This is a genomic window from Pseudomonas sp. GW821-FHT02A11, from assembly GCF_059421985.1.
The window spans coordinates 1-24,409 of sequence record NZ_JBWKWB010000012.1; the positions used below are offsets into that span (position 1 = coordinate 1).

The window sequence follows — 24,409 nt, forward strand, 5'->3', positions numbered from 1 at the left end:
ATTGCTTGATTCAGTTGTTAAAGAGCGGTGGGTCAAGAGCGTTTCGTCTCAACCGAGGCGCGCATTCTACAGCAGCGCCTCATCGTGTCAAGCGGTTATTTTCAGAAGCTTTCAAAATTTCTTGATCCACTTCAACCACTTGCGCTTCGTTCGATGCCTCATCTCACGTCAGCGGGAGGCGAATTCTACAGCGTTACCACTCGCTGTCAACCACCTTTTTCACCGCTTGCAATCAGAGCGTCTCAACCGAAGCACTTCTTCGCCATCCTGAACCTGCAACTCGTTGAATATCAAGGAGTTTTCGGTTCCGACTGCGCCGGAAGTGGGGCGAATTATAGAGAGATTCGGAGGGGCGTCAACACCTAATTAGACATTTCTATGAAAAAGACAAAACTCAAGCAAAATCAGGCATTTCCTTCTGTTTATATAGGGAAGGGCGGAGGTGCCGCCGGCCTATGGCGCGACTATCGGAAGGTGCTACAGGACCCCTGCTTCACGCAAGGCGATAACGGCGTCATCAGACAAGCCAAGAACACCTGTCAGCACTTCGAAAGTGTGCTCCCCCAATAAAGGCGGTGCCCGACGATATTCCACCGGCGTACCCGAAAGCCGAATAGGACTGGCGACCTGAGGCACCGTCCCGCCCAACGCATGGGGCAACTCAACCTTCAAACCGCGTGCCACTACCTGGGGGTCAGCAAACACCTGCGCCACATCGTTGATAGGCCCGCACGGCACACCTGCACGCTCCAGCGCTGCGACCCACTCGGCCGTCGTCTTGAACACGGTGGCCTGGCGAATCAGCGGGATCAGCTTAGCCCGGTGCGCGACACGCTGCTTGTTGGTGGCAAAACGCGGATCGTCCGCCCACTGCGGCTGACCGGCGACTTCTGCGAACTTGCGGAACTGGCTGTCGTTACCCACGGTAAGGATGAAGTCGCCATCGGCCGTCGGAAAATCCTGATACGGCACGATGTTCGGGTGCGCGTTGCCAAGGCGCCGAGGCGGCGTCCCCGTGGTCAGGTAGTTCATCGCCTGGTTGGCCAGACATGCGACCTGCACATCCAGCAGTGCCATATCGATGTGCTGCCCCACGCCGCCCTGATCACGATGGGCCAACGCCGCCAGAATCGCAGAGGTGGAATACAGCCCGGTGAGGATATCCGTCAGGGCCACGCCCACCTTCACAGGACCGGCACCTTCCTCACCTTCAGGACGCCCCGTCAGGCTCATCAGCCCGCCCAGCCCCTGAATCATGAAGTCATAACCCGCGCGCTTGGCATAAGGGCCGGTCTGACCGAAGCCAGTGATCGAGCAGTAGATAAGCCGCGGGTTCTCCGCCTGCAATGATTCGTAATCCAGACCATAGGCCTTGAGCCCGCCGACCTTGAAGTTCTCGATCACGATGTCGGACTTCGCTGCCAGCTCACGCACCAGCTTCTGACCCTCAGGACGGGTGAAGTCGATGGTGACCGACTGCTTGTTCCTGTTGGCAGAAAGGTAATAAGCCGCCTCGGAGGTGTTCTCGCCTCGCGGATCCTTCAGAAAAGGAGGACCCCAGGCGCGAGTGTCGTCGCCATTGCCCGGGCGCTCGATCTTGATCACGTCGGCACCCAGGTCCGCGAGGATCTGACCGGCCCAGGGCCCGGCCAGTACGCGGGACAGGTCCAGCACACGCAAATGCGATAGCGCGCCCATGGCAGGCTCCTTAATAGAACGCCTGAATGCCGGTCTGCGCACGACCCAGAATCAGCGCATGCACGTCGTGGGTGCCTTCATAGGTGTTCACGACTTCCAGGTTGACCAGGTGACGAGCGATGCCGAACTCATCGGAAATGCCGTTACCGCCGAGCATGTCGCGAGCCATGCGCGCGATGTCCAGCGACTTGCCGCAGGAGTTGCGCTTCATGATCGAAGTGATCTCGACCGCAGCGGTGCCTTCATCCTTCATGCGTCCCAGACGCAGGCAGCCTTGCAGCGCCAGGGTGATTTCGGTCTGCATGTCGGCGAGCTTCTTCTGGATCAGCTGATTGGCTGCCAACGGGCGACCGAACTGCTGACGGTCCAGCGTGTACTGGCGCGCGGTGTGCCAGCAGAACTCGGCAGCGCCCAACGCGCCCCAAGAGATGCCGTAGCGCGCGGAGTTCAGGCAGGTGAACGGGCCTTTGAGACCGCGCACATCCGGGAAGATGTTTTCCTCAGGCACGAACACGTTATCCATCACGATTTCGCCGGTGATGGAGGCGCGCAGACCGACCTTGCCGTGAATCGCCGGAGCGCTCAGGCCCTGCCAGCCTTTTTCCAGCACGAAGCCGCGGATGTCGCCGGCATCGTCCTTCCCCCAAACCACGAACACGTCGGCGATCGGGCTGTTGGTGATCCACATCTTGCTGCCGGTCAGGCGATAACCGCCGTCGACCTTGCGAGCGCGGGTAATCATCGCGCCCGGATCGGAGCCATGGTTCGGCTCGGTCAAACCGAAGCAGCCGATCCACTCGCCAGAGGCCAGCTTTGGCAAGTACTTCTGTTTCTGTGCTTCGGTGCCGAATTCATTGATCGGCACCATGACCAGCGACGACTGCACGCTCATCATCGAGCGATAGCCGGAGTCGACGCGTTCCACTTCACGGGCGATGAGGCCGTAGCAAACGTAGTTCAGGCCACTGCCGCCGTATTGCTCAGGGATGGTCGCGCCCAGCAGGCCGACTTCGCCCATCTCGCGGAAGATCGCAGGATCGGTCCGCTCATGACGGAAGGCTTCGAGGACGCGCGGAGCGAGCTTGTCTTGGGCGAACTGCTCGGCGCTGTCACGAACCATGCGCTCCTCTTCGGTGAGCTGCTGATCCAGCAACAGTGGATCGATCCAGTTGAAGCTTGCCTTACCGCCCATGACGTTCTCCTTGCTAATTGATGTCCCCGGACGATGCCGAGAAAAGCCGTGGACTGATCCTAGGCGCGGATGGGCACAGGGGCAAACGAGGATTTCGCACGGTCTTGTGCTAATTTCTCACTCCGTATATGCATAAGCAGCGCTATATGCGCCCGACGAGTGAGGTTCACGTACATGCGCCGCAAGATCCCCAGTACCGCCGCACTCGTCAGCTTCGAGGCTGCCGCTCGTCATGAAAGCTTTACCAAGGCAGCTGAAGAACTTTCCCTCACACAAAGCGCCATCTGCCGACAGATTGGAAGCCTGGAAGAGTTCCTCAATGTGGAACTGTTCCGACGCTCGCGCAGGGGAGTGAAGCTGACAGAGGCCGGTCTTTCCTACAGCCGCCGTGTCGCTACGCAACTGGACGCCGTGGAACGCGACACGCTGTCGGTGATGGGGCATCAAGGGGCCAACGTGATTGAACTGGCCGTGGTCCCAACCTTTGGCACGCAGTGGCTATTGCCGCGCCTGAAGGACTTTCAGCAGCAAAACCCTGACGTGACGATCAACCTGACCAACCGCACCCGGCCATTCCTGTTCGCCGACACCGATTTCGATGCTGCTATCTACTTCGGCGATGCCGATTGGTCGGGTACGGAATCTCATCGGTTGATGAGTGAAAACCCCATGCCGGTGTGTAGTCCTCATTTGCTGGGCAACAAACCCCGACTCAGCGCGCGTGAATTATCCGAGATGCCGCTGCTGCAACAGACCACGCGGCCCTACTCCTGGCGGCAGTGGTTCGGCTCGATGGACATCAATATTGCTCGCGACATGACGGGCCCGCGATACGAGCTATTCTCCATGCTCGCTCAGGCGGCAATGCATGACATGGGCGTGGCGCTGATTCCGCCGTTTCTGATTCAACGAGAACTGGCCGAAAAGCGCCTGGTGGTGGCCAATTCCCATGCGTTATCGAGCGTAAAAGCCTATTACCTGATGATTCCGGAGCGAAAAGTCGAATCTGCGTCATTAAAGGCATTTCGAGACTGGCTGGTGCATCAGGCTGAAACCTACGCCCTGCCTTGATCACAGCCGTTTAAACGGCAATTCCTGACCCTGTAGTCAATTCGCTTTCAAGACTACAGATATCTTGTAATGTCGCATTTAGGAAACACCTCTGTTCTTTATACAAAACAGGCTGCATGCGTTATATGACGGGGCTTTCAGCCTGATTGAGCACCATTCTCCCGGTAGATAGGAAAAAAACTTCAAACAACACATATCTCGCTACCTCCCTTTATTTACAAGGCCTGTGGCGGTTTGTTGCGTCAATCGGTCACAGGGTGACTTGTAGTTAAAGACACGTCGCGTTACAGAATTCCTTGAAGCACCTCATTTACCCCTGCAAAATGCCGCGCCCCCGTCTTGTCTGGCGGGGACGTGGTGATCGCTGCCCCAGACGCGCCATCCGCAGTGCGCTGGCCTATTTTTAAAAGATAAAAAGATCACGCAGGAGATTTGACGTGCACATTGGTGTCCCTCTAGAAACCCAGTCCGGTGAAACTCGGGTTGCTGCAACTCCGGAAACCATCAAGAAGCTCATTGGCCAGGGTCATAAGGTCACCGTCCAGTCAGGCGCCGGCATCACAGCCAGCGTCACGGACAGTGCCTATGAAGCGGCAGGTGCTTCGATTGGCAGCGCTGCCGATGCCTTCGGCGCCGAGCTGATCCTCAAGGTCGTCGCGCCCAGCGACAGCGAACTGGCTCTGATCAAGACCAGTACCGTTGTCATCGGGATGCTCAACCCCTTCAACAACGAGATCATCGCCAAAATGGCTGAGCGCGGGATTACCGCCTTTGCCCTGGAAGCGGCGCCGCGCACCTCGCGCGCGCAGAGCCTCGACGTGCTGTCCTCGCAAGCCAACATCGCCGGTTACAAATCCGTGCTGCTGGCCGCGCATCACTATCCGCGCTTCATGCCGATGCTGATGACTGCTGCCGGGACCGTAAAGGCTGCCCGCGTGCTGATCCTCGGGGCAGGCGTTGCCGGTCTGCAGGCCATCGCCACGGCCAAACGTCTGGGTGCTGTGATCGAGGCTTCCGACGTTCGCCCTGCAGTGAAGGAGCAGATCGAGTCGCTGGGCGCCAAGTTCGTCGACGTGCCTTACGAGACTGACGAGGAGCGCGAAGCGGCGGTCGGCGTGGGCGGTTATGCGCGTCCGATGCCTGCCAGCTGGATGCAACGTCAGGCCGTGGCCGTTCACGAACGTGCCAAACAGGCGGACATCGTGATCACCACCGCGCTGATTCCGGGCCGCAAGGCGCCGGTGCTGTTGAGCGCAGAAACGGTCTCGCAGATGAAGCCAGGCTCGGTGGTCATCGACCTCGCGGCAGCCCAGGGCGGCAACTGCCCGCTGACCGTGGCTGACCAAGTGGTGATCGAACACGGCGTCACCATCGTTGGCCACACCAACCTGCCTGCGCTGGTCGCAGCGGACGCTTCCGCTCTTTATGCACGCAACCTGCTGGATTTCCTGAAGCTGGTCTTCACCAAGGAAGGCCAGTTCGAGATCAACCTCGAAGACGACATCGTCGCCGCGTGCCTGATGTGCCGCGACGGCCAGATCGTCCGCAAGAACGGCTGAGGATAAAAACAATGGAAGACATGCTGATCTCTCACGGCGTCTATAACCTGATCATCTTCGTGCTGGCGATCTACGTCGGCTACCACGTGGTCTGGAACGTCACCCCTGCGCTGCACACGCCGCTGATGGCCGTGACCAACGCCATTTCGGCGATCGTCATCGTCGGCGCCATGCTCGCTGCCGCGCTGACCGTCACTCCGCTGGGCAAGACCATGGGCACTCTGGCGGTCGCACTGGCGGCCGTTAACGTGTTTGGTGGCTTTCTGGTCACCCGCCGCATGCTTGAAATGTTTAAAAAGAAAGCGCCTAAAGCGAAAGACGAGGTATCGAAGTAATGAGCATGAACCTCGTCACTCTGTTGTACCTCGTTTCGGCGATCTGCTTCATTCAAGCCCTTAAAGGCCTGTCGCACCCGACCACGTCGCGTCGCGGCAACCTGTTCGGCATGCTCGGCATGAGCCTGGCAGTGCTGACCACGATTGGCCTGGTGTTCAAACTGGCTGCGCTGTCCACCGACGGCGCCAGCGCAGGCATCGGTTACATCATCGTGGGCCTGCTGGTCGGCGGCACTGCCGGTTCGATCATGGCCAAGCGCGTAGAGATGACCAAGATGCCGGAGCTGGTGGCCTTCATGCACAGCATGATCGGTCTGGCGGCGGTGTTCATTGCCATCGCCGCCGTGGTCGAGCCTCAGTCGCTGGGCATCGTGGCGCACCTGGGGGAGTCGATCCCGACCGGTAACCGTCTGGAGCTGTTCCTGGGCGCAGCCATCGGCGCGATCACCTTCTCGGGTTCGGTCATCGCCTTCGGCAAGCTGTCGGGCAAGTACAAGTTCCGCCTGTTCCAGGGCGCACCGGTACAGTTCGCCGGCCAGCACAAGCTGAACCTGATTCTGGGCCTGGCCACGCTGTTCTTCGGCCTGACCTTCATGTTCACCGGCAGCCTGTTCGCGTTCAGCGTCATGCTGATCCTGGCGTTCGTGATCGGCGTGCTGCTGATCATCCCGATTGGCGGCGCTGACATGCCTGTGGTCGTGTCGATGCTCAACAGCTACTCGGGTTGGGCCGCGGCCGGAATCGGCTTCTCGCTGAACAACTCGATGCTGATCATCGCAGGCTCTCTGGTGGGCTCGTCTGGCGCGATTCTGTCCTACATCATGTGCAAGGCAATGAATCGCTCGTTCTTCAACGTGATCGGCGGCGGCTTCGGCGGCGCAGCAGATGCAGGCGCGGCAGATGGCGCGAAAGAAGCACGTCCGGTGAAATCCGGCTCGGCCGACGACGCGACTTTCCTGCTGACCAACGCGGACACCGTGATCATCGTTCCGGGCTACGGCCTTGCAGTGGCACGTGCCCAGCACGCCCTCAAAGAACTGACCGAGAAGCTGACCCACGCTGGCGTGACCGTGAAGTACGCGATTCACCCGGTGGCCGGTCGTATGCCAGGCCACATGAACGTCCTGCTCGCCGAGGCCGAAGTGCCTTACGACCAGGTGTTCGAGATGGAAGACATCAACTCCGAGTTCGGCCAGGCCGATGTAGTGCTGGTGCTGGGCGCCAACGACGTGGTCAACCCGGCGGCGAAGAACGATCCGAAGTCGCCGATTGCGGGCATGCCGATTCTGGAAGCTTTCAAGGCCAAGACCATCATCGTCAACAAGCGCTCGATGGCCAGCGGTTATGCCGGCCTGGACAACGAACTGTTTTACCTTGACAAGACCATGATGGTTTTCGGCGACGCCAAAAAAGTCATCGAAGACATGGTCAAAGCGGTCGAGTAGCCGCTCTGCCTCGCTGCCAAAGACACCCTCGTCGCCGGTTCGGGACGAGGGTTTTTTACATCTCGCGTAACAGTGTTTTGCGCTGAAACCCGCTAATTAGAGCCCTCCAATACGACCTAAGTCATGGGACGAAAAATCCCTAATTCTCTAGACTTGGGCGCTCGCATCTTCGTCCCGAGATAAAAAATCCATGCACCGTGAACGTATCCGCCTGCCGTCTCTGATGAGCAAGGTAATGAGCGCGGCTGATGCCGCTTCCTTGATCAAAGACGGCATGACCGTCGGCATGAGCGGCTTCACTCGCGCAGGCGAAGCCAAGGCCGTGCCCAAAGCGCTGGCCGAACGCGCCAAGGCCTCGCCGTTGAAGATCAGCCTGATGACCGGCGCAAGCCTGGGCAACGATCTGGACAAACAGCTCACCGAAGCGGGCGTGCTCTCCCGTCGCATGCCGTTTCAGGTCGACAGCACCCTGCGCAAGGCCATCAACGATGGCTCGGTGATGTTCATCGACCAGCATTTGTCCGACACCGTCGAGCAGCTGCGCAACCGCCAGATCAAGTCGGTGGACATCGCTGTCATCGAATGCGTGGCCATTACTGAAGAAGGCCATTTGGTGTTGAGCACCTCGGTGGGCAACTCGGCCAGCTTCGCGATCCTGGCCGAGCAGGTGATCATCGAGATCAATATCGCGCAGCCGCTGGAGCTCGAAGGCCTGCATGACATCTACATACCAACCTACCGTCCGACGCGCCTGCCGATCCCGGTATTGAAAACTGACAGCCGCATCGGCAGCCAAGCCGTGAAGATCGATCCGGCGAAGATCGTCGGCATCGTGTTCAGTGACCAGACCGACTCACCTTCAACTGTACTGCCCGCTGACGCCGACACGCAGGCCATTGCTGGCCATCTGGTGGAGTTCTTCAAGAACGAAGTGCGTCAGAACCGCCTGACTAACCAGTTGATGCCGCTGCAGGCCGGCGTCGGCACCATCGCCAACGCGGCGATGACCGGGCTGATCGATTCGCCGTTCCACGGCATGGCGATGTACTCCGAAGTGCTGCAGGACTCGACCTTCGATCTGTTTGAAGCAGGCAAGCTGGATTTCGCCTCGGGTTGCTCGATGACGCTGTCCGAGCGCAAGCACGATGCGGTGTTCAACAACCTGGAGCAGTACAAACCGAAACTGTTACTGCGCCCTCAGGAAATCTCCAACCACCCTGAAGTCGTGCGGCGCCTAGGCATTATCGGCATCAACACGGCACTGGAGTTCGACCTGTACGGCAACGTGAACTCCACCCACGTCGGCGGCACGCGGATGATGAACGGCATCGGCGGTTCGGGCGACTTCGCGCGCAACGCGCATTTGGCGATCTTCGTCACCAAGTCCATCGCCAAGGGCGGCGCGATCTCCAGCGTGGTGCCGATGGTCAGCCATGTCGACCACACTGAGCACGACGTCGACATCCTCGTGACCGAGGTGGGACTGGCCGACCTGCGCGGCCTGGCGCCTCGCGAACGCGCTCGCGTGATCATCGACAACTGTGTGCATCCGGCCTACCGCGAGGCTTTGAACGACTATTTCCGCAGGGCCTGCGCCATTGGCGGCCACACCCCTCATGTGCTGCGCGATGCACTCAGTTGGCACCTGAACCTGGAAGAAACCGGCCGCATGCTCGCGGTGTGAGAAAACAGTTTGAAATTGGCGACAACCTTTCGTCGCCACTTTCCATTTGCTGAACGCCTTCTTGGCAAAAACTGTACTGCTGTACCGGTGATCTCCGGGGTCAAAAACGCAGATTTCCCTATTGCGGCGCACAAAATGCTCCATTTCGGTGCTGACCGGCACAGTTGCCCCATATATGAACAAAACAGTGCCCTCTCACAGTTAACTGGAGCAGCACAATACAAGTGAACTGTGTCTGGAGAGAGGAAGGCAACGAGAGGAAGATTGGCACCAATCAAGTCAATCTCTAATCCCGCCACAAGCGGAAGGAAGAAGCACCATGGAACGCACCGTAAGTTCCGAACTGTTCTACGAAGACACCGCTAAATCTGCTCAAGGCTCCTTGCCGCTGCGCATGTTCGCTAACCTGATGCTCTGGCAGCGTCGCCTGTCCAGCCGCCATCAACTGGCTCGTCTGGATGCTCGTCTGCTGGCTGACGCCGGTATCAGCGAATCCCAGCGTTACGAAGAGCTGAGCAAGCCGTTCTGGCGCTAAGTTAGCGTCTGCTGGTCCCAGGCTACGTGCCTCTCGCCAGCAACCTGAATTCTCGATCAAAACCCGTCGCAGGTGACTGCTGACGGGTTTTGTCGTTTCTGGGTTAGAGAGTTTCGGAATGGCCTCTTCTGGAGGCAGGACCCAGAGGCTTCTACACAGACCGGTACAATTTAAATAAACTGAAAAATGACAGGTACAGTGCCGGATTTATCGGGCCTTCCGGTGCACCGTTAAATCGCCGCTTGCACAGCTGGCAATTCGCCCGGATAGTCCTTGCAACCCTGCATACGCTAGTCTTGCACCACTTTTTGACCCATCGCCTGCGAGACCGCTCTGCTCTTCGCCGATTCGCGCGTGTGGTTTTCGATTGCCCTTCTTGGAGTTCAAACATGTCACGCCTTCGCCTGTTGAGCGCAGCAGCGCTTCTGATCGCAGCCACCACCGCTCAGGCTTCGAGCTTTGTGGTCACCACCGACACACTCGTGCGCGCACTGGATGCTTCCTCCAATGCCACCTCGAAAATCTCCTCCTCCTTTCATGACGACAAGATCGTGCTCGCCGCCCGTGATGATGCGGCCAGCTTTGTCGCCAGCAACGGCGATATCCGTGGCGTGCACCTGGAAGGCGCCTTTGCGCACATCCGTGAAGTCAGCCCGGGCCTGAATGCCACCGACGCACAGCTGGCCCAAGCGATTCTGGTGATCTGATTCAGCATCGCGACAGCTTTGGCAATGCTTGCCCCGGCACCTTCACTGGCTCTGGCCGGGGCATTGCGCTAGCCTTGCGACTCGTTTTGCCATTACCGAAGACTCATGCATTTATTGACTCGCCTGTTGATTGCAGCGACTGCCAGCCTGATGTGCGTCACCCAGGCTCAAGCGTTCGACACAACCACACAAAGCCTGATCAAAAGCGGATACGCCACCAGCCTGGTGACGACCGGGCCGTTCGATAACAAACTGATACTTGCCGCCCAGGATGATGCAGCAGCGTTCATTGCCACTGATGGCCAACTGCGAGGAGCACAATTGGAGTCGGCGTTGATGTATCTACGTCAAACCACGCCAAAACTTCATGCCAGCGACCTTGAACTGGCGCAGGCAATCCTCGTCCAATAACCACTTTTGCCCCTTCTGTATTCTGGAGCCGTTCCATGCGTACCCCGCTGATTGCCGCTGCCCTCGGCCTGCTGTTGCTGACCGATGTCGCGCACGCGCAAACCCTCAAAGCCACCAGTAACATCGTTGTCCGCGCGCTGGGCCGTAGCGTCGATTTCACCTCCGACACCACGTCCTCGGTGCGCAACTGGAAAATGGTCGTCGAAGCCCAGGACGACGCCGCCAGCTACGTGGCCAGCAACGGCAACATCCACGGCGCTCGCCTGGATGCCGCTTTTATCACCCTGCGCGAGCGTCTGCCAGAAGCCCGCAATGCCAGTGACCAGGACCTCGCCGAAGCCATCCTCGCACTGTGAGGCGCGTAGCCGTCTGGCTGCTGGCGTCGGCGCTCTCGCTGATCTGCACGAGCGCCTTCGCCGACCTGAGCCTGTCGCTGCACACCGACGGGCTTGATCCTGCCCAGCAGAAAGCCAGCCAGACGCTGCTCGACGAAGCCATGGCGCACCTGCCGCCGATGTTCGTCAGCAAGCTGGATCGAAAAGTTGACGTCCACTGGACCGAAGACATGCCGTCCAACGCCTATGGACGCGCCGACGGGCCTTATCGCCTGGACCTGAATCAACGCCTGCTGGCGGGTCTGACCGACGGCAGCGCAGCCACCACTCAGACCAATCGGCCCCACGGCACTGTGCGCGAAGAAATGCTCGCCACCGTGCTGCACGAACTGACCCACATTTATGATCACGCCCAGCTCTGGTCGCCCGAGGACCGCAAGCTGATCATCGCCTGCGCGCGCCAGGGCAACAGCGTCGGCAAGATCGGCCTGCGTGACAGCTGCCGCGGCCAGACCGACCGGCGCTTCACCCTGAGCGACGACCCGCGCCTGCTCGACCTCGCAGGCTGGCCGCAATATGTAGGGCGGCGAGGGGATCGCGAGGAGCGCAACGGCCAGGTCGCCCGCAGCCCCGACATCTACGAGATCAGCAGCCCGCTGGAATTCGTTGCGGTGAACATGGAGTACTTCCTCCTCGACCCGACTTACGCCTGCCGGCGCCCCGCGCTCTATGGCTACTACAAGCAGCAGTTCAACTGGGCGCCTGCCGACAAGGCCGAATGCCCGACGACCTATCCCTACCTTAACGCCGGTAACGATTTCGCCCGCGAGCCACTGGGCAAGCTCGACCCCGAGCGCGTGTATGAGGTCGATTACCTGCTGGCCGAAGCCAACCAGAATCTGGTGAGCCGCTGGGGCCACAGTATGTTGCGCCTGGTCATCTGCAAACCGGGCCGCCCGCGTGGGCCGGATTGCCGTCTGGATCTGGACCAGCATCTGGTGCTGTCCTACCGCGCCTTCGTCAACGATCTGCAATTGTCCAGTTGGAGCGGCCTGACCGGCGCGTACCCGTCGCGCCTGTTCGTGTTGCCGCTGGGGCAGGTGATCGATGAATACACCAAGACCGAACTGCGCAGCTTGGCGTCGGTGCCGTTGAAACTGTCGCGGCAGGAAATCGACGGGCTGGTGCAGCATGCTGCCGAGATGCACTGGGCCTACGACGGCAACTACTGGTTCCTGTCCAATAACTGCGCGGTGGAAAACCTCAAACTGTTGCGCAGCGGCACCAACAATCCAAAGCTGATCGGCCTGGATAGCATCATGCCCAACGGCTTGCTGGAAGTGCTCAAGGGCAGGGGGTTGGCCGATACCAGTGTGCTGGACGACCCGAAGAAAGCGTTACGCATGGGTTATCGATTCGATTCGTACCGCGACCGCTATCAGGCGATGTTCGATGTGCTGCGCAAGACCACGCAGGTCAAAGAAACTACGGTGGAAGACTGGCTCGCGCTGCCTGCGAAAGAACGTCAACCGTACTTCGCCAAAGCCGACCTGCGTGCCAGCGCGGCGATGCTGCTGCTGGAGCAGGCCAGCATGCGTCGCCAGCTGTTGCTGGCACAGGATGAGGTCAAGCAGCGTTATCTGAGCGCGGTGGAAAAGAAGGACAACCGCGTGTCCCAGGCCACCGGCACCCTGCAGGACATCCTGGCCAACAGCGGCTTTCTCAGTCGTCCGGCCGAATTGCTCGGCAGCGGCGGCTATGGCCTGCCGCAGGAAGGCGAGTGGGGACGTCTGGAAGCCGAGAGCAGCCAGCGCCAGAAACAGCTGCAACGGCTGAGCGGCGATCTGGATAAAGAGGTGAGGGCGCTGCTGGAGCCTGACCGGGCTGCGGAAATTGCCGCCACCGAAGACAACCTCAAGCAGGTCGGCGAGCACCTGCGAGCGCTGCACAAGGCGGCGGGCGGGATTGAGTTGCCTTGATGGCTGTTCTGCCCGGAGGCATGACAGCCACCGGGCAGAAGCGGGATCACAGGAACTCAAGGCACCAGAATGATCGAACCCGTAGTGCGTCGTCCCGACAGCTCGGTGTGCGCCTTGGCAGCGTCTTTGAGGTCGAACTTGCGCAGTTCATCGACCTTCACCTTGCCACTACTGACCATCGCGAACACCTCGTCGGCCATCGCCTGCAGCGCGTCGGGGCTGTTGGCGTAGGAGCCCAGCGTCGGACGGGTCACGTACAGCGAACCCTTCTGCGCCAAAACGCCCAGGTTCACCCCGGTGACTGCGCCTGAGGCGTTGCCGAAGCTGACCAGCAGGCCGCGCAATTCCAGGCAATCCAGCGACGTTTCCCAGGTGTCCTTGCCGACGCCGTCATACACGACGGCCACTTTCTTGCCGTCAGTCAGCTCAAGCACGCGCTTGGCGACGTCTTCCTTGCTGTAATCGATGACTTCCCAGGCGCCGTTGGCTTTGGCGTGGGCGGCTTTTTCCGGGGAGCTGACGGTGCCGATCAGTTTTACGCCCACCGCCTTGGCCCATTGGCAGGCAATGGAGCCGACGCCACCGGCAGCGGCGTGGAACAGAATGGTTTCTTCAGGGCGGATTTCGTAGGTCTGGCGGAACAGGTACTGCACGGTCAGGCCCTTGAGCATGATCGCCGCGGCCTGCTCGAAGCTGATGTCGTCGGGCAGCTTGACGATATTGGCGGCGGGCGTCAGGTGCAGTTCGGCATAGCTGCCCAAAGGCCCGGTGCCATAGCCCACGCGGTCGCCGACCTTGACGTGAGTGACCTCGCTGCCCACCGCTTCGACGATGCCTGCGCCTTCGTTACCCAAGCCCGACGGCATCGCAGCAACGGGATAGAGGCCGGTGCGGAAATAGGTTTCGATGAAATTGACGCCAATCGCTTTGTTGCGCACGAGCACGTCGTTCGGGCCTGGCTTGGCCGGTTCGAAATCAACGTATTCGAGGACTTCAGGGCCGCCGTGAGCGCGGAACTGGATACGCTTTGCCATTTGCATTCTCCGTCATGGATCGAAACTGCTGGAACAAAACTGGATGTCGTAAAAGGCCCTATCGGACTCCTTCGTTCGGTCTTCGTCAACTGCGGCGCGGGGCTGGCAGGTGTATGCTACGCGCCAATTTCGAAGCACCGTGACTACAAGGTACTGCCATGTCCTTTCGAACTGACGCCGTCAAAGCCTACCTGCTGGATCTGCAAAACCGGATCTGCGCCGCTCTTGAGCACGAGGACGGCAGCGCCCGCTTCGTCGAAGACGCCTGGGAACGCCCGGCCGGCGGCGGCGGACGCACCCGCGTGATCGAGAACGGCGACGTCTTCGAGAAGGGCGGCGTCAACTTTTCCCACGTCTTCGGCAGCGGCCTGCCACCTTCGGCCAGCGCCCATCGCCCGGAGCTCGCCGGTCGCGGCTTCGAGGCCCTGGGTGTGTCGCTGGTCATGCATCCGCACAACCCACACATTCCGACCTCCCACGCCAACGTGCGTTTCTTCATCGCCGAAAAGGAAGGCGAGGAGCCGGTCTGGTGGTTTGGCGGCGGCTTCGACCTGACGCCTTATTACGGCGTCGAAGAAGACTGCGTTCACTGGCACCGCGTCGCCGAGCAGGCCTGTGCGCCGTTCGGGGCGGACGTTTACCCGCGCTACAAGGCCTGGTGCGATCGCTACTTCCACATCAAGCACCGCAACGAGCCGCGCGGCGTCGGCGGCCTGTTCTTCGATGACCTGAACGAGTGGGACTTCGACACCAGTTTCGCCTTCTTGCGCGCCATTGGTGACGCCTTCGTCGATGCTTACCTGCCGATCGTGCAGCGCCGCAAGGCCACGCGTTACACGCCACAGCAGCGCGAATTCCAGGAATTCCGCCGTGGCCGCTACGTCGAGTTCAACCTGGTCTACGACCGCGGCACGCTGTTCGGCCTGCAATCGGGCGGGCGTACCGAATCGATCCTCATGTCTCTGCCGCCTCAGGTGCGCTGGGGCTACGACTGGAAGGCCGCGCCAGGCAGTGAAGAAGCGCGCCTGACTGAATACTTCCTGCAAGACCGCGACTGGCTAGCCGAGGACGCCCAGTAATGACTGATCAATACGTTGTTTTCGGTAACCCCATCGCTCACAGCAAATCGCCGCTGATTCATCGCCTGTTCGCCGAGCAGACTGGCGAATCGCTGGATTATCAGACAGCGCTGGCGCCACTGGATCGCTTCACGGCCTTCGCCAAGCATTTCTTCGAGACCGGTCGTGGCGCCAACGTCACCGTGCCGTTCAAGGAAGAGGCCTATCGCATGGCCGACCAACTCACCGAACGCGGCCGGCGCGCAGGCGCGGTGAACACCCTGGCGCGGCAGGCGGATGGCAGCCTGCTGGGCGACAACACCGACGGTGCCGGGCTGGTGCGGGATCTGAAGGTCAATCACGGGGTCACCCTCAAGGACAAACGCATCCTCCTGCTGGGTGCCGGCGGTGCCGTACGCGGTGCGCTGGAGCCGATATTGGCTGAAGAGCCTTACGTACTGGTCATCGCCAACCGTACGGTAGAGAAGGCCGAGCAACTGGCGCAGGCGTTCATGGAGCTGGGGCCGGTTTTGCCTGCTGGCTATGACTGGCTGGAAGAGCCGTTCGACATCATCATCAACGCCACGTCAGCGAGCCTGTCGGGTGAGCTGCCGCCGATTTCACCGAGCCTGATTCAGGCGGGCGAAACGTTCTGCTACGACATGATGTACGCCAAGGAGCCGACGGCGTTCTGCCGCTGGGCCACGGAGCATCAAGCCGGGCAGGCGGTGGACGGTCTGGGGATGCTGGTGGAGCAGGCGGCGGAGGCCTTCTTCTTGTGGCGCGGCGTGCGCCCAGACTCAGCACCGGTGCTGGCCGAGTTGCGGCGATTGATGGCTGAGGGTTGATTAAGCAGTGGGTGCTGCTGGCGGTCGCCGATATACCTGATGCTGGAGATCCAGCGTGGGAGCGAATTCATTCGCGATTCGCCGTTACATCCGACACATTTCTGTCGCCTGTGCCGTCGTTTCGCGAATGAATTCGCTCCCACAGGTCAGTCAGCGGCCTTGAGATCATATCGATCCCAAGGCCTGGAGTACGCTTACAGCTTGGCCTTGACCGCTGGCAGCGCATCCTTGTCGTCGATGGTTTTTACGCCGTCGAGCCACTTCTCGAGTACGGCAGGATTGGCCTTGACCCAGGCCTTCACCGCGTCGGTGTTGCTGATCTTCTTGTCGGCGACTTCTTTCATGATGCTGTTTTCCATTTCCTGGGTGAACGTCAGGTTGGAGAACAGTTTGGCCACGTTCGGGCACGCGTCGGCGTAGCCCTTACGGGTCACGGTGTAGACGCTGCCGGTGTCACCGAAGTATTTCTCACCGCCCTTGAGGTAGTGCATCCCTTTGATCTGCACGTTCATCGGGTGCGGCGTCCAGCCGAGGAAGACCACGAATTCCTTCTTCTTCACGTTGCGTTGCACTTCGGCCAGCATCGCTTGTTCGCTGGATTCGACCAGCTTCCAGTCGCCCAGCTCGAACTCGTTCTTCTTGATGATCTCCTGAATCGACGCGTTGGCCGGAGCCCCCGAACCGATGCCGTAGATTTTCTTGTGGAACTTGTCGGCGAATGTGTTCAGGTCGGCGAAATTGTGCACGCCCGCGTCGTAGACATAGTCCGGGACGGCGAGGGTGAACTCCGTGCCTTCCAGGTTCTTCGCGTACTGGGTCACGTCGCCCGTGGCGATGAATTTGTCATAGAAGCCCTGCTGCGCAGGCATCCAGTTGCCGAGGAAAACGTCCATCTGGCCGTCTTTGAGACCACCATAGGCAATCGGCACTGCCAGCGTATCGACCTTGGTCTTGTAACCCATGCCATCGAGCAAAAAGCCCGCCGTGGCATTGGTTGCGGCGATGTCGCTCCAACCTGGATCGGCCATCCTGACCGTACTGCAGCTTGCGTCAGCGGCATATGCAACGACGCTGCTCAAGCTCATCACCGCAAACGCCAGCGTTGTGAACAACTTCTTCATGGTGTGCCCCTTTTTGGTTTTCTAGGTGTTGGCAGGGTTCAAGGTTGTGGATAACGGGCCTTGCGCTCCAGATCGTCGAGATCGATATGGTTGCGCATGTATTGCTGACTGGCGTCTACCACCGGCTGGTGATCCCAACTCTTCAGCTTGCCGAGGGCCAGCGATTCGGCCACGAAACGCCGACGACGCTGGCTGGCGAGCACCTGGTGGTGTATCGCCTTGATGTCCCACTTGGCCTTCGCCTCAGCGAGAAACGCATTGAACAAGTCGCGATGAGCCTCTGAATGGCTCAGCTCCTCCTGCTCCTTCGGATCGTTGTACACGTCATACAGCAGACATGGGTCCTGTTCCGAATAGATGAATTTGTAGGCGCCGCGACGGATCATCATCAGCGGGCTGTTGGTGCCTTCGGCCATGTACTCGCCGAACACTTCGTCGTGGCCGCCTTCGCCTTGCAGGTGCGGCAGCAGCGAGCGACCGTCCAGAGGCAGACCAGCCTCCAGCGTGCCCTCAGCCAGCGCGACGAACGTCGGCAACAAATCGGCGGTGGACACCGCAGCCTTCACGCGGCCAGCCTTGAATTGCCCCGGAGCGTACACCAGCAGAGGTACGCGGGCGGACATTTCGAACCAGTGCATTTTGTACCAGAGGCCGCGCTCGCCGAGCATGTCGCCATGGTCGCCCGAGAAGACGATGATGGTGTCGTCAGCCAGCCCTGTGTCTTCGAGGGTCTTCAGCAGCTTGCCGACGTTGTCATCGATGTAGCTGCACGCGCCGAAGTACGCTCGGCGGGCGTCACGAATCTTGTTTTCGGGCAGCGGCTTGTCCCACAGGTCATAGACCTTGAGCAGGCGCTGGGAATGCGGGTCTTGATCGGCCTGGGCAGGGGGCGCAGGCGGCATCGGAATCTCGTCGTCGTTGTAGAGATTCCAGAATTCCTTGGGAATGGTGTACGGGTCGTGGGGGTGGGTCATCGACACGGTCAGGCAGAACGGCTGATCGCCGTCCTCGCGCACATGGTCGAACAGGTATTGCTGGGCCTTGAAGACCACCTCTTCGTCGAAATCGAGCTGATTGGTGCGCACGCACGGGCCGGCCTGCAGCACCGACGACATGTTGTGATACCAAGTCGGGCGCACGTCCGGCTCGTCCCAGTTCACCGCCCAGCCATAGTCGGCGGGGTAAATGTCGCTGGTCAGGCGCTCTTCGTAACCGTGCAGCTGATCAGGGCCGCAGAAATGCATCTTGCCCGACAGCGCGGTGCGATAGCCGAGACGACGCAGGTAATGGGCGTAGGTCGGAACGTCAGCGGGGAAATCGGCTGCGTTGTCATAGGCGCCGATCTTGCTCGGCAGCTGACCACTGACCAAAGTAAAACGCGACGGTGCACACAGCGGGCTGTTGCAGTAAGCAGCGTCGAACACCACGCCTTCAGCGGCGAGGCGGCTCAAATTAGGCATTTTGATTGGAGACGAGGCGTAAATCGGCAACATCGGCGCGGCCATTTGATCGGCCATGATGAAAAGAATGTTCTTGCGCTTCATGTCTTCGCGGCATTCCATAGTGAATATTTATGCGAAATTGCTGTTCCAGAGAATGAGACCCATGGGAACAGTGGTAAAGCCCATAAAACACAATGCCTAGGATAAGCCACGCTTATGTTTGAATCCCTCGGTGACATGTCGTTGGACTTGCTTCGTGGCTTCGAAGCGGCCGCCCGATTGCGCAGTTTCACGGCAGCGGCCATCGAACTGGGGACCACCCAACCGGCCATTAGCCAGCAAATCAAAAGGTTAGAAGAACAACTGGCAACGCGCCTGTTCGATCGCATTTATCGCGGCATCGAACTGACCGACGCCGGGGAGATTCTGTTCAACCATGTGCAGGCCGGGTTGCAGTCGATGGATGCCGGGCTGAACCTCATCACCGAGCAGCATCAGCATGAGGTGTTGCAGGTCGCGACCGACTTTGCCTTCGCGGCCTACTGGCTGATGCCTCGTCTGCATCGCTTTCACAAGGACAACCCCGACGTCGACGTCAGTCTGGTAACCAGCGAACGCAGCCATAGCATGCTGCGCGCGGACATCGATGTGGCGGTGTTGTTTGGTGACGGGCGTTTCAAGCAGGGCGAAAGCCACTGGCTGTTCAGCGAAGAGGTGTTCCCGGTGTGCAGCCCCAAGTTGCTGGCCGGGCGGGACCTGCCGCTGCGACCCGAAGCACTGAAAGAATTCCCGCTGCTGCATTTACGGGGTGAAGGGGGCAACAACTGGTTCGATTGGGGCGGCGTGTTTCGCGCTCTCGGCATCGCTCAAGCCCCTGCACCGGGGCAGCTTCGATTCGACAATTACACGTTGCTGATTCAGGCGGCGATTGGCGGCCAGGGCGTAGCGATTGGGTGGCGGCATTTGGTGGATGAGCTGTTGGATCAGGGGCTGCTATGTCGGCCGATCGAGGCCACCGCCATCTCGGCGTACGGCTATTACATCGTGCTGCCGCAACGCAAACGGCGGGTGCAGATCATGCAGCGGTTTGTCGATTGGTTGAAAAGTGAGCAGGCTTTAAGTGGGGATTTATTGGTGGGCAAGCCGTTACCGTCCATCGCGGTGTGACGTTCCCTTAGCTGTATCTGTTCCGAGCCTTGACGCTGAAATAGGGGCTTGATCGTTCACATGCTCAATCGGCAACGGCGAAACATCCTACTGCTTTATCAGACGGGGCCGGGTTTACTCTTTTCTTAAATAAGGGTTACTTCTTCTCTCGAAATCAGATGAAAGTTAGAGGGCATGGTGAATTTGCCTCCCAGTTAGAGCGAAGACAGGTTTGAAGGAGTGCTTATGCGACCTCAGTTACGGCTGATACTGCTTGATATAAAAATATCCTCTATCTCGAGTTGGAGATGATTGGGCGAACGAGTCCATAGAAAGTTCATAAATGTTTGCCTTAATACTATCCGATTGGCACTTATCGTCTACCTAAGTCTCTACTTCATCGGATTTTATAGCTTCGGCTGGCTTCTTTGATAAAAATTGTTAGGGTTTACTATAGGGAATTTATGATGCCGCAAAATCTATCCCAGCAAGATCTGAAAACTTTAGATATTTTGCTCACATACGACTCCGTATCCTCCATGTACGCAGTCCTTCAGCTTAAAGGTTACAGTTACGCCATCTTGGCGGAAAATGTGGTTAGTCAAAACTCTGCTTCTGGTGCCGCTGCCGTGGGCTTTATGAAGGCTACCGCAGAGCGTGAGGGGATCGTTGTATCAGGTGATACCCTGAATTTTATCTACACTAAAATGGCCCGTGGCTATCTAGATGCGCCTACCGCTCAGTTCAAGAGCCAAGGTGTCGTTAATCGGGATATCAACTACCGCGAGGCATGGGACTTTCACAATAAAGCTTTTGGTACTTATCGTCTTTCACCAGATGCCTGGACACTGAACTCTGTGTTCACTGTCATCGCAAACGATGCGATGCGAGAGCGCTATTGGTCTGAAATACTGCTTTCCGCGGGTGACCCGATTGCTGAAGCCGCTATTTTAGTGAAGACGGAAAATCTCATGGCAACTGCATCTGTCATTGGTAACACAGAGATCAAAGCCGTTGCACAGAATTGGCGTGCACGAGTGGACACACCTTCGATGACTGCGGAGGTGCTAAATGGCACAGCTGGAATGGTGGCTGATCGCATTGGTGTTCTTTTTAAAGATATATCCGATAACGTCTTGGGACCCATACCTTCAGGAATCGCAATCCCCTCTTGGGCACCTCCGCCAACGCCAACTCCATTGCCGACACCCAATGTTGTGACTGCACCGCCTCCAATTCCGAGCGCTCCGCAAGCACCCGTTCCTCCGAAATATAAACCTCGGAAAAGGCCTCGGCTTCCTCCTCCGACCACTCATCAGGGCCATCCCGGCAGTGGATATGGGCCAAGCGGTGGAGGAGGAAGCAAACCCAGTTTTTGGCTAGAATGACCATTAGATAGCCAGTGAATGTCTCCTGCGTCTTCGCGTTTGTTTCGCGAAGACGTATTCATGCACCTACGATTAACACACCACTCAACCTAGATAAGCGGCAGATGACACATTTTCCTGCCGCTCTTTTACTTCGGTTATAACGTTTGAAGCGTGGGTACTCTCTGTTTCCGATCGGCTCGTTTAAATACCGTCCCTTATTGAAGGAAAAACCCAAATGTCATCAATCGAGGGCTACCACGCCCACGTTTATTACGACGCCCAGACCATCGAGCAGGCGCGGGCGTTGTGTGAGACCGTTGCGGCGACGTTCGGGATTCGCATGGGGCGTGTGCATGAAAGGCCCGTCGGACCGCATCCGGACTGGAGTTGCCAGCTGGCATTTTCCCACGAGCAATTTGCCGATGTGATGCTGTACCTGGCGCTGCATCGCAACGGGCTAGTGGTGTTTACCCACCCGCTGACGGGGAATGACCTGGCGGATCACACCGAGCATGCGATCTGGATGGGTGGGGTAAGGGAGTTGAATGTGGGGATGTTCAGGTAGTCGTTGTCTGGCGCAGATACAACTGTGGGAGCGAATTCATTCGCGAGAGGGCGATACATCCGACAGATATCTTCGGCTGTACCGACGTAACGCGAATAGATTCGCTCCCACAGATTTGCCTCTCTGTAGCTGGGGGCCTCAGTTCAACACACCCTCCAGAATCTCATACACAATCCCGCTGCCGATCGCGACGAGCACGACATCCGGGCCCAAGCGGCGCCATTCGTAGCCGTCGTAGCGCGGCAGGTATTGCAGCGAGCGCTCGTCCAAACGACGGCCATAGCCGCGTGGCAGCGGATGGCCCTTGACGATATGCACGTTAGGCGGCAACGGCTGGCCGCGGCCGATTACCTCGCGATGTTCATGAATCGTGCGTCGAACGTCGCCAAAATCGGCTGGGGGACGGCCGCCACCATGATTGTCGGCGCGATGGTCGTTACCGCGATTAGCCTGCGGTCCACCTTGCGGGCCGTGGTCCTGATGCTGCTGACCCTGGCCGTGATCGTCGTGGCCGTCACGTTGATCCGGCGGCGCTGCGTGCACCAGCGCACTGGCACTGAGCATCAGCACGCCTAACCCGGCGATCAAACGATTCGAGACATTCATGTAACGCGCTCCTGAGCAATTTCAATTCAGCAAAAAGGGGTTCAGAACCCGGTCCTGAACCCCTTTGCTGTACTGCTTAGTCTGTTAACGAACGCTCAGATTCCTCTGTATCAGGAACTTTACCTTCAGGATACACGGGCCTTACGCACGCCTTCGGACAGCTGCGAGCACAGCCTCAACACATTGCTCACGGCCTGGTCAGGCGATTGCGCGTTGGCGATGTGGTCGATCAATGCCGAACCCACCACTACGCCATCCGCCACGCGGGCGATGGCTGCGGCCTGCTCTGGCGTACGAATGCCGAAACCGACGCTGATCGGCAGGTCCGAGTGACGTCGCAGACGCGCAACGGCTTCCTTGACGTGTTCGATGGTCGCAGAGCCCGCACCGGTGACACCCGCCACCGAGACGTAGTAAACGAAGCCCGAGCTGCCGTTCAGAACCGTCGGCAGACGCTTGTCATCGGTGGTTGGCGTGGTCAGGCGGATGAAGTCCAGACCGGCATCCTGCGCCGGGTCGCACAGCTCGTTGTTGTGCTCTGGCGGCAGGTCGACCACGATCAGGCCGTCAACGCCCGACTCGCGTGCTTCAGCGATGAAACGCTCGACGCCATAGTTGTGAATCGGGTTGTAGTAGCCCATCAGCACCAGCGGGGTGTGGCTGTCTTCGACGCGGAATTCGCGAACCATTTGCAGGGTTTTCGCTAGGTTCTGCCTGGCGTCCAGCGCGCGAATGTTCGCCAGCTGAATGGCCGGGCCGTCGGCCATCGGATCGGTGAAGGGCATGCCCAGTTCGATCACGTCGGCACCGGCTTTCGGCAGGCCCTTGAGTATCGCCAGCGAGGTGTCATATGCCGGATCGCCTGCGGTGATGAAGGTCACCAGGGCGGCGCGGTCTTGTTCTTTCAGCTCGGCAAAACGGGTTTGCAGGCGGCTCATCAGTGTTTCTCCTGCTGGGACAGATCCAGGTGATGCATCACGGTTTGCATGTCCTTGTCACCGCGACCGGACAGGTTGACGACCATCAGGTGATCTTTTGGCAGCGTCGGCGCGCGCTTGAACACTTCGGCCAGGGCATGGGCACTTTCCAGCGCCGGGATTATGCCTTCCAGACGGCAGCACTGGTGGAACGCGGCCAGGGCTTCGTCGTCGGTGATCGAGGTGTATTCGACGCGACCGATATCATGCAACCACGCGTGCTCCGGGCCAATGCCGGGGTAATCCAGACCTGCGGAAATAGAATGGGCGTCGATAATCTGGCCGTCGTTATCCTGCAGCAGGAAGGTGCGGTTACCGTGCAGCACGCCCGGCACGCCGCCGTTCAGGCTGGCCGCGTGCTTGCCGGTCTCGATGCCGTGACCGGCCGCTTCGACGCCGATGATGCGCACAGTGGTGTCATCCAGGAACGGGTGGAACAGGCCCATGGCATTGGAGCCACCGCCGATGCACGCCACCAGGCTGTCCGGCAGGCGGCCTTCCTGTTCCTGCAGTTGCACGCGGGTTTCCTTGCCGATCACGGCCTGGAAGTCTCGAACCATTGCAGGGTACGGGTGGGGACCGGCCACAGTGCCGATCAGGTAAAAGGTGCTTTCGACGTTGGTCACCCAGTCGCGCAGCGCTTCGTTCATCGCGTCTTTCAGCGTGCCGGTACCGGCCACGACCGGGATCACCGTGGCGCCCAGCAGCTTCATGCGGAACACGTTCGCCTGCTGACGCTCGATGTCAGTGGTGCCCATGTAGATCACGCATTCCAGACCGAAACGTGCCGCCACCGTGGCAGTCGCCACGCCGTGCATGCCCGCGCCGGTCTCGGCGATGATGCGTTTCTTGCCCATGCGCCGCGCCAGCAGGATCTGGCCGATGCAGTTGTTGATCTTGTGCGCGCCGGTGTGGTTCAGCTCTTCGCGCTTGAGGTAAATCTTCGCGCCGCCGCAGTGCTCGGTCAGGCGCTCAGCGAAATACAGCGGGCTTGGACGTCCGACGTAGTCGCGCTGGAAGTAGGCCAGTTCCTTGAGGAATGCAGGGTCTTCCTTCGCCGCTTCGTACTCGCGATTCAGGTCGAGGATCAGCGGCATCAGGGTTTCAGCGACGTAACGACCGCCGAACGCGCCGAACATGCCGCGATCGTCCGGGCCATTGCGGTATTGGGTCTGGGTCTCTGTCTGGGACATAGGAACCTCCAAGGTGACGAATCAGGTGAGCCAATGAGGCAGTGAACACACTTTAACCAGCGCTAAAGCCGATGAAAACCGATAAGATCGCCTCAACC

Annotated in this window: 23 protein-coding genes; 15 read left to right on the forward strand and 8 right to left on the reverse strand. The window is 59.3% G+C overall.

Going from position 1 to position 24,409, the window contains the following annotated elements; genetic code table 11:
* Positions 1-477: 477 nt before the first annotated feature.
* Both AC07V9_RS17585 and AC07V9_RS17590 read right to left on the reverse strand, forming a co-directional pair.
* Entirely contained in the window at positions 478-1,698 is a 1,221-nt protein-coding gene (locus AC07V9_RS17585) for a CaiB/BaiF CoA transferase family protein (protein WP_495016939.1), read from the reverse strand.
* Between the two features lie 10 nt (positions 1,699-1,708).
* Positions 1,709-2,890 carry an acyl-CoA dehydrogenase gene (locus AC07V9_RS17590; RefSeq protein ID WP_495016940.1) on the reverse strand — a complete coding sequence of 394 codons (1,182 nt, stop codon included), beginning with the start codon at positions 2,888-2,890 and terminating at the stop codon, positions 1,709-1,711.
* A gap of 174 nt (positions 2,891-3,064) precedes the next feature.
* Here AC07V9_RS17590 and AC07V9_RS17595 point away from each other — a divergent pair, with 174 nt between their 5' ends.
* The 10 genes from AC07V9_RS17595 to AC07V9_RS17640 all read left to right on the forward strand — a co-directional run bounded on the left by AC07V9_RS17595 (position 3,065) and on the right by AC07V9_RS17640 (position 12,951).
* On the forward strand, positions 3,065-3,961 hold the full coding sequence (locus AC07V9_RS17595; RefSeq protein WP_495016941.1) for a LysR family transcriptional regulator: 897 nt from the start codon (positions 3,065-3,067) through the stop codon (positions 3,959-3,961).
* A gap of 437 nt (positions 3,962-4,398) precedes the next feature.
* Positions 4,399-5,520: a Re/Si-specific NAD(P)(+) transhydrogenase subunit alpha gene (locus AC07V9_RS17600; protein ID WP_495016942.1), complete on the forward strand. Its 1,122-nt coding sequence runs from the start codon at positions 4,399-4,401 to the stop codon at positions 5,518-5,520.
* Positions 5,521-5,531: 11 nt separating this feature from the next.
* A complete protein-coding gene (locus AC07V9_RS17605) occupies positions 5,532-5,855 on the forward strand; it encodes an NAD(P) transhydrogenase subunit alpha part 2 (protein WP_404639579.1) in 324 nt (107 codons plus the stop codon).
* Entirely contained in the window at positions 5,855-7,300 is a 1,446-nt protein-coding gene (locus tag AC07V9_RS17610) for an NAD(P)(+) transhydrogenase (Re/Si-specific) subunit beta (RefSeq protein ID WP_495016943.1), read from the forward strand. The genes AC07V9_RS17605 and AC07V9_RS17610 overlap by 1 nt, the downstream gene beginning before the upstream one ends.
* A 190-nt stretch (positions 7,301-7,490) precedes the next feature.
* Positions 7,491-8,984, forward strand: coding sequence for a succinyl-CoA:acetate CoA-transferase ScpC (gene scpC, locus AC07V9_RS17615; RefSeq protein ID WP_495016944.1), 1,494 nt, complete (start codon positions 7,491-7,493; stop codon positions 8,982-8,984).
* A gap of 319 nt (positions 8,985-9,303) precedes the next feature.
* Positions 9,304-9,519, forward strand: a complete 216-nt coding sequence (locus tag AC07V9_RS17620; protein ID WP_495016945.1) for a DUF1127 domain-containing protein — start codon at positions 9,304-9,306, stop codon at positions 9,517-9,519.
* Between the two features lie 389 nt (positions 9,520-9,908).
* Positions 9,909-10,226, forward strand: coding sequence for a DUF2388 domain-containing protein (locus AC07V9_RS17625; RefSeq protein WP_495016946.1), 318 nt, complete (start codon positions 9,909-9,911; stop codon positions 10,224-10,226).
* Positions 10,227-10,331: 105 nt separating this feature from the next.
* A complete protein-coding gene (locus tag AC07V9_RS17630) occupies positions 10,332-10,637 on the forward strand; it encodes a DUF2388 domain-containing protein (RefSeq protein ID WP_495016947.1) in 306 nt (101 codons plus the stop codon).
* Positions 10,638-10,672: 35 nt separating this feature from the next.
* On the forward strand, positions 10,673-10,993 hold the full coding sequence (locus tag AC07V9_RS17635; protein ID WP_495016948.1) for a DUF2388 domain-containing protein: 321 nt from the start codon (positions 10,673-10,675) through the stop codon (positions 10,991-10,993).
* Positions 10,990-12,951, forward strand: coding sequence for a DUF7844 domain-containing protein (locus AC07V9_RS17640; RefSeq protein WP_495016949.1), 1,962 nt, complete (start codon positions 10,990-10,992; stop codon positions 12,949-12,951). The genes AC07V9_RS17635 and AC07V9_RS17640 overlap by 4 nt, the downstream gene beginning before the upstream one ends.
* Before the next feature lie 56 nt (positions 12,952-13,007).
* Here the strand turns inward: AC07V9_RS17640 and AC07V9_RS17645 are convergent, their stop codons facing one another.
* A complete protein-coding gene (locus AC07V9_RS17645; RefSeq protein ID WP_495016950.1) occupies positions 13,008-13,985 on the reverse strand; it encodes an NADPH:quinone reductase in 978 nt (325 codons plus the stop codon).
* A gap of 158 nt (positions 13,986-14,143) precedes the next feature.
* On the opposite strand from AC07V9_RS17645, the gene hemF reads away from it, so the two are divergent.
* Both hemF and aroE read left to right on the forward strand, forming a co-directional pair.
* Positions 14,144-15,064, forward strand: a complete 921-nt coding sequence (gene hemF, locus AC07V9_RS17650) for an oxygen-dependent coproporphyrinogen oxidase (protein WP_495016951.1) — start codon at positions 14,144-14,146, stop codon at positions 15,062-15,064.
* On the forward strand, positions 15,064-15,891 hold the full coding sequence (gene aroE / locus AC07V9_RS17655) for a shikimate dehydrogenase (RefSeq protein WP_495016952.1): 828 nt from the start codon (positions 15,064-15,066) through the stop codon (positions 15,889-15,891). The genes hemF and aroE overlap by 1 nt, the downstream gene beginning before the upstream one ends.
* A 194-nt stretch (positions 15,892-16,085) precedes the next feature.
* Here aroE and choX read toward each other — a convergent pair whose 3' ends face one another.
* Positions 16,086-17,012, reverse strand: a complete 927-nt coding sequence (choX, locus tag AC07V9_RS17660) for a choline ABC transporter substrate-binding protein (RefSeq protein ID WP_495016953.1) — start codon at positions 17,010-17,012, stop codon at positions 16,086-16,088.
* 38 nt (positions 17,013-17,050) lie between these two features.
* The gene (betC, locus tag AC07V9_RS17665) at positions 17,051-18,556 is read right to left on the reverse strand and encodes a choline-sulfatase (RefSeq protein WP_495016954.1); all 1,506 of its coding nucleotides are present in this window, start codon (positions 18,554-18,556) and stop codon (positions 17,051-17,053) included.
* Positions 18,557-18,670: 114 nt separating this feature from the next.
* Here betC and AC07V9_RS17670 point away from each other — a divergent pair, with 114 nt between their 5' ends.
* The 3 genes from AC07V9_RS17670 to AC07V9_RS17680 all read left to right on the forward strand — a co-directional run bounded on the left by AC07V9_RS17670 (position 18,671) and on the right by AC07V9_RS17680 (position 21,535).
* Positions 18,671-19,621: a choline sulfate utilization transcriptional regulator gene (locus tag AC07V9_RS17670; protein WP_495016955.1), complete on the forward strand. Its 951-nt coding sequence runs from the start codon at positions 18,671-18,673 to the stop codon at positions 19,619-19,621.
* Between the two features lie 446 nt (positions 19,622-20,067).
* A complete protein-coding gene (locus tag AC07V9_RS17675; protein WP_495016956.1) occupies positions 20,068-20,988 on the forward strand; it encodes a hypothetical protein in 921 nt (306 codons plus the stop codon).
* A gap of 217 nt (positions 20,989-21,205) precedes the next feature.
* Positions 21,206-21,535, forward strand: a complete 330-nt coding sequence (locus tag AC07V9_RS17680; RefSeq protein WP_495016957.1) for a DOPA 4,5-dioxygenase family protein — start codon at positions 21,206-21,208, stop codon at positions 21,533-21,535.
* 138 nt (positions 21,536-21,673) lie between these two features.
* Here AC07V9_RS17680 and AC07V9_RS17685 read toward each other — a convergent pair whose 3' ends face one another.
* The 3 genes from AC07V9_RS17685 to trpB all read right to left on the reverse strand — a co-directional run bounded on the left by AC07V9_RS17685 (position 21,674) and on the right by trpB (position 24,311).
* The gene (locus AC07V9_RS17685; protein WP_495016958.1) at positions 21,674-22,141 is read right to left on the reverse strand and encodes an anti-virulence regulator CigR family protein; all 468 of its coding nucleotides are present in this window, start codon (positions 22,139-22,141) and stop codon (positions 21,674-21,676) included.
* A gap of 125 nt (positions 22,142-22,266) precedes the next feature.
* Positions 22,267-23,079: a tryptophan synthase subunit alpha gene (trpA, locus tag AC07V9_RS17690; RefSeq protein WP_495016959.1), complete on the reverse strand. Its 813-nt coding sequence runs from the start codon at positions 23,077-23,079 to the stop codon at positions 22,267-22,269.
* Positions 23,079-24,311: a tryptophan synthase subunit beta gene (gene trpB, locus AC07V9_RS17695; protein WP_495016960.1), complete on the reverse strand. Its 1,233-nt coding sequence runs from the start codon at positions 24,309-24,311 to the stop codon at positions 23,079-23,081. Before trpB ends, trpA begins: the two co-directional genes overlap by 1 nt.
* Positions 24,312-24,409 lie beyond the last annotated feature (98 nt).